This is a genomic window from Burkholderia sp. E168m23 (genome assembly GCF_016586125.1).
GTDB classification, from domain to species: Bacteria; Pseudomonadota; Gammaproteobacteria; order Burkholderiales; family Burkholderiaceae; genus Burkholderia; species Burkholderia orbicola.
In genome coordinates, this window is the sequence record NZ_BCPP01000415.1 from 1 (window position 1) to 5,905 (window position 5,905).

Annotated in this window: 1 protein-coding gene and 1 pseudogene; one reads left to right on the forward strand and one right to left on the reverse strand. The window is 71.1% G+C overall.

Annotation, left to right across the window (positions count from 1 at the left end; genetic code table 11):
- Positions 1–203: 203 nt before the first annotated feature.
- Complete coding sequence (gene glnE / locus JMF90_RS20665) at positions 204–3,011, reverse strand: bifunctional [glutamate--ammonia ligase]-adenylyl-L-tyrosine phosphorylase/[glutamate--ammonia-ligase] adenylyltransferase (protein ID WP_201316711.1); 2,808 nt, start codon at positions 3,009–3,011, stop codon at positions 204–206.
- Positions 3,012–3,244: 233 nt separating this feature from the next.
- Here glnE and JMF90_RS20670 point away from each other — a divergent pair.
- Positions 3,245–5,905 (forward strand): annotated as a pseudogene (locus tag JMF90_RS20670) (YhdP family protein); the annotation flags it as partial.

A 5,905-nucleotide genomic window follows, 5' to 3' on the forward strand; every position in this document is an offset into this window, starting at 1 on the left:
GCGGGCTGGAAATCACGGCCACCACACGCAAGCACGCGAAGGAAATGCTGGCGGCCTGACGCTGGCACCGCGTTGGCCGAATGCAGGAAGACCGGCGCGTGCGCCGGTCTTTTTTCACGGACGGACGATCGGCCGCTCGATCGCATCCGCCTTGCGCCGCCGAATCGTCCATGGAATTCGAACGCGCGCCTCAAACGCCCGTTTCAGCCGCCCCGAACATCAACGGCCCCGAACACGCGCTCCCACAGCGCCGTCACGGCCGCCCGCTCGTCGGCCACCACTGCCGGATCGACGCGTGCCTTCTCCATCCCGTCGAGCCGCAGCTTGTGCTGGAGTTTCCGGTACTTGCGGTACGCCGCGCCGACGCGCTCGGCCTCGTCCTCGCCCATCAGCCCGAAGCGCGCGACCTCGCGCAGCAGCGCGATGTTGCCGGTATTGCGGATCAGCTCCGCGTCGCTCGACGCATGCAGCAGCACCCAATACTGGACGATGAACTCGATGTCGACCATCCCGCCGCGATCGTGCTTCAGGTCGAACAGCTCGGTGTGGTTCGGATGGCCGGCGAACACCTTGCCGCGCATGTCGACGATCTCCTTCGCGAGCACCGCCCCGTCGCGCGGCGTCGTCAGCACCTGCTGGCGGATCGCCTCGAAAGCCGCGCCGATCTGCGCGTCGCCCGCACTGTAGCGGGCGCGCGTCAGCGCCTGGTGCTCCCACACCCACGCGGTGTTCGCCGCATCGCCCTCGCGCAACTGGTAGCGGCGGAACGCGTCGAGATCGGTGACGAGCAGCCCGGCCTCGCCGTTCGGCCGCAGCCGCAGGTCGATGTCGAATAGCGCGCCCGCGCCGGTCGCGGTCGTGAGCCACGTGATCAGGCGCCGCGTGAAGGTCGTGTAGACGTCCGCCGAGCGCTCGTCCGGGTCGTCGTACAGGAAGATCAGGTCGAGATCCGACGCGTAGCCGAGCTCCTTGCCGCCCAGCTTGCCGTACGCGATCACCGCGAACTTCGGCACGTCGCGGTGGCGCTTCGCGAGCTGCGACCAGACGACTTCGATCGTCACGTCGAGCACCGCGTCGGCCAGCTCGGACAGCCGGTCGCTCACATGCTCGACCGACAGTTGCCCGGCCAGGTCGATCAGCAGGATCCGGAACACCTCCGCATGCTGCGCGTGGCGCAGCAGGTCCATCTGCTGCTCGGGGCCGTCGGCCGCCGCGAGCCGCGCGCGCAGCGCATCCTTGAACGCGGGCCAGTCGAACGGGCTCGCGATCGCCTCGTCATCGAGCAATTCGTCGAGCAGCTGCGGGTGGCGGATCAGGTAGCCGCCGCCCCAGCGCGTCGCGCCGAGCACCGACAGCACGCGGTCGAGCGCGGCCGGATATTCGGTCAGCAGCGCGAGATAGACGCCGCGCCGGCTCACCGTCTCGAGCAGGTCGAACAGGCGCACGATCGTGTCGTCGCGGCGCGCGGCGTCGATCGTCGGCGCGGCGTCGAGCGCGCGCTGCGCGACGCTGTCGAAGCGCTGCCGGCTCTTTTCCGGCAGCCCGGTATAGCGCGACGATTGCCAGATCGCGCGCAGCCGCGCGAGCACGGCGGCCGGATCGGCGAACCCGAGGCCGTCGAGGCGCGCGACCAGCGCGTCGTCCTCGCCGTCGTCGGCCAGCGCGCCGCTCCAGATCCACGCGGCGGCCGTGTCGTCACCCGCCGTGCAAGGGCCGCCGCCCTTCACCTTGTCCGCGAAGATCTGGTCGAACTGCGCCTCGACGAAGTTCCGGTGTTCGTCCAGCACCGTCATCAGCGCCGCATAGTCGGCAAAACCGAGCGACGCGGCCAGCGCCGCGCGCTCGTCGGGCTCGACCGGCATCGCGTGCGTCTGCGCGTCGTTGCGGTACTGCAGCCGGTGCTCGAGCGTGCGCAGGAAATTGTAGGCGTCGGTCAGGCGCGCGCACACGTCGTCGCCGATCAGCCCGCGCGCCTGCGCATGCCGCAGCACCGCGAGCGTCGGCCGCACGCGGAATTCCGCATCCTGGCCGCCGCGGATCAGCTGGAATACCTGCGCGCTGAACTCGATCTCGCGGATCCCGCCGCGCCCGAGCTTGATGTCGTCGGCCTTGTCGGGCCGCATCGACGCGCGCCGCGCGGCTTCGTGCCGGATCTGCTGGTGCAGCGAACGGATCGCGCCGATCACGCCGAAATCGAGATAGCGACGGTAGACGAACGGCTTGACGATCGATTCCAGCTGCGCCGCCAGCCGCTGCGCGGCGTCGCTGTCGCCTTCCGACACGAGCCGCCCCTTGATCCACGCATAGCGCTCCCACTCGCGCCCCTGCACGTAGAAATATTCCTCGAGCATGCCGATGCTGCAGACGAGCGGCCCCGAATCGCCGTTCGGGCGCAGCCGCATGTCGACGCGAAACACGTAGCCGTCGGCCGTGACCTCGGACAGCACGCCGATCAGGCGCCGGCCGAGCCGCGTGAAGTATTCCTGCGTGGACAGCGGCGAACGCGTGCCGCCGGTGGTTTCGCCGTCGTCCTCGTAGACGAAGATCAGGTCGATGTCCGACGACACGTTCAACTCGCGGCCGCCGAGCTTGCCCATCCCGACCACGCCGAGCACGACGCGCTGGCCGTCGGCGCCGCGCGGCTCTCCGTACAGCGCCTCGAGTTCGGCCGACAGCAGCGCGAGCGAGCGCTGCACGGCCACTTCGGCGAGATCGGTCATCGCGCCGGTGACCTCGGCGACGTCCGCCAGCCCGCGCAGGTCGCGTTCCGCGACCGCACCGAACGCCTCGGCGCGCAACTGCCGCAGCGCGCGCTTCAGTTGCTCCTCGCCCGGCGCGGCCGTGCCGGCGGGCGTCGCGAGCAACTCGGTGAGGCGCGCGTCGAGCTGCGCGCGGCCAAGCGGCGCGGCCGCCCACGCGGCAATCTGTTCGGCCAGCGCGGGCCGCGCGGCAGCCGCGCGGGCAAGGTATCGGGAATAGGACGTGCTGATCAGGGCGGAAGCGTCGGTCATCGAGAAGCGGGCCTGGCGGAAAAGGCTGGCCGGCCGCGGGCCGGCGCGTGCGCGCCCCGCGGCCGGCCAGCCCCATGGACTCGGCGCGGCCTCGCCGGACGCGCACGCGCCCGTCGCGACACCGCGCGCCGGAAAGCCCGTGCCGTGCTGCCCCCAACGGCCGCCGGCACGAACCCCTGTGATACATTTCAACGTCAGTCTGCAAAACTACCATATCGCCGCCCGTCCGCCGCATGTCCGACCGTCAGGAATCCGCCGTAGCTGCGCCCGAAGCGGGACCTCCGAAGCACGATCATCCGGTCCTGCGTCGCGTGTTCAGGGTGACGCTGGCAGTCGGGATCGGCACCTACTTCATCGCGTCCGGCGCCTTCCTCGGGCTGCGCTACGTGGTGTTGCCCCGCATCGACGAATTCCGCCCGCGCATCGAGCGCGCCGTGTCCGACAAGCTCCACGCCCAGCTTTCGATCGGCAAGCTTTCCCCGAACTGGTCCGGCATGCAGCCGGGCGTCGAACTCACGAACCTGACGATTCGCGGCCGTGACGGCAAGGTCGCGCTGTCGGTGCCACATGCGACGGCCGCGCTGTCGTGGATGTCGCTGCTGCGGCTGTCGCCCGCGCTGTCGAGCCTGATCGTCGACCAGCCCGATCTCGTGGTCGCGCGGGCGGCCGACGGCTCGCTGAGCGTCGCGGGCGTCGGCGTCGCCACCACCCACGGCGGCAACGACACGTTCGGCACCTGGCTGCTCAAACAGGAGGCGATCGTGCTGCGCGGCGGCACGCTGCGCTGGCGCGATGCGCAGCACGCCGCGCCGGAGCTCGTGCTGTCCGGCATCCGGATCGCGGCTGCTCAACGACGGCCGCGTGCACAAGGCGGCGCTGCAGGCGCCGGCCAACGGCACGCTGCTGCTCGGCCCGCTCGATTTCCGCGCGCGCTTCAGGCACAAGCCGCTCGCGCCGATCGGCAAGCCGGCGAACTGGACCGGCGACGCCTACCTGTCGACCGGCCCCGTCGACCTGCAGACGCTCACGCGCTATCTCGACGTGCCGCTCACGATCCATGCGGGCCGGATCGACAACGCGATCTGGGCGACCTTCGGCGACGGCCACCTGCGCTCGGCGGGCGGCGACCTGCAAGGCGCCGACGTCGCGCTGCGCGTGCGCCCGACGCAGCCGCGGCTCGACGTGCCGACGGTCGGCTTCGGCTGGGACATGGTGCTCGATGCGGGCCACGACTACACGCTGCACCTGACGCGCTTCAATGCGGAACTCGGCCAGCCGCCGCTGCCGGACGGCACGCCGCTCGCCCGCTCGCTCGCGCTGTCGACGCTGACGGCGCGCTACCGCGTGCCGACCGCGAACCAGGGGCAACTGCTCAGCGTGGTGGGCGACCGCGTCGATCTCGGCATCCTCAGCGAATTCATCCGCGGGCTGCCGCTGCCGGCGCGCCTGCGCAACGAGCTGATCAAGATCGACCCGCGCGGGATGGTGTCGAACTATCACATCGAGGTCGAGCGCGCGAAACCCGCGCATGCCGATCTCGCCGACGAGGAGCGGCGCATGGGCGCCGCGCCGATCGTCCGCTACCGCTTCCTCGGCGATCTGCAAGGCATCAGCTTCGCCGCGCAGGAGCCGCCGCCCGGGCTCTCGCCGCGCGGCCACCCGCGCGCCGGCTGGCCGGGTGTCGAGAACCTGTGGGGCCGCGTCGATGCAAACGAGACGGGCGGCTCCGCGCATATCGACACCGTCAAAGCGGCGGTCACCGTGCCCGGCGAATTCGACGAGCCGCGCCTGACGTTCGACCGGTTGCGCGGCAACGCCAAATGGACGATCACGCCCGCGCCCGGCGACAAGCATGCGCGCGTCGACGTGTCGCTGCCCGACCTGCTCGTGTCGAATCCCGATGCCGAAATCGCGGTGTCGGGCTCGTACACGAACCCGGGCCACGGCCGCGGCACGCTCGACCTGCGCGCCGATTTCGCCCGCGCGTCGGTCGCGCGCATTCCGCGCTACCTGCCGACCGGGATGTCCGAGCACCTGCGCGACTATCTCGGCCACGCATTGCAGGACGGCACCGTGAGCAAGGGCGCGTCGATCGTCGCGCGCGGCCCGCTCGAGAAATTCCCGTTCGAACACGAGCCGGACGCCGGCGTGTTCCATATCGTCGCGCCGTTCACCGGCGGCCGCTTCGAGCCGACGCCGTACCCGCCGCGCAAGCTCGCGAACGGCACGCCGAGCGTCTGGCCGGCGCTCGACGGGATCGACGGCGTGTTCGAGCTCGCGCAGAACAAGCTGCGTTTCGACATCCAGCGCGCGCACTACAAGCGCGTCGCGCTGACGAAGGTCGCGGGCCGCATCGACGACCTCGGCAATCCGTCGCACTCGCCGCTGATCATCGACGGCCATGCGCAGGGCCCGCTCACCGACCTGATCGACTACGCGGACAACAGCTCGCTCGGCACGATGAGCAACCATATCGGCCAGCGGATCGACGCGCAGGGGCCCGCGTCGCTCGCGCTGAAGATCACGATTCCGCAACACGTCCCCCATCCGCACACGCACGTCGAAGGCGCGCTCGCGTTCGGCGGCAACACGCTGTCGACGAGCGGCGTGCCGCCGCTGTCGGCCCTGCGCGGCAGCGTGCGCTTCACCGAGGCCGGCGCGTCGCTGCACGACCTGTCGGGGCGCTTCCTCGGCGGCCCGGTGCGCGCGAACGGCAGCTTCCGGTCGCACGGCCCGTACGCGGTGGACGTCGACGGCCGGCTCGCGCTCGACGCCGCCCGCGGCCTGAACCTGCACGGTGCGGCCGCCGCGCTGCTCGAGCACGTGGTCGGCGACGCACCGTACAAGGTCGCGGTGCGCGGCGCGCCGGGCCGCCTGCCCGACGTGAGCGCGCA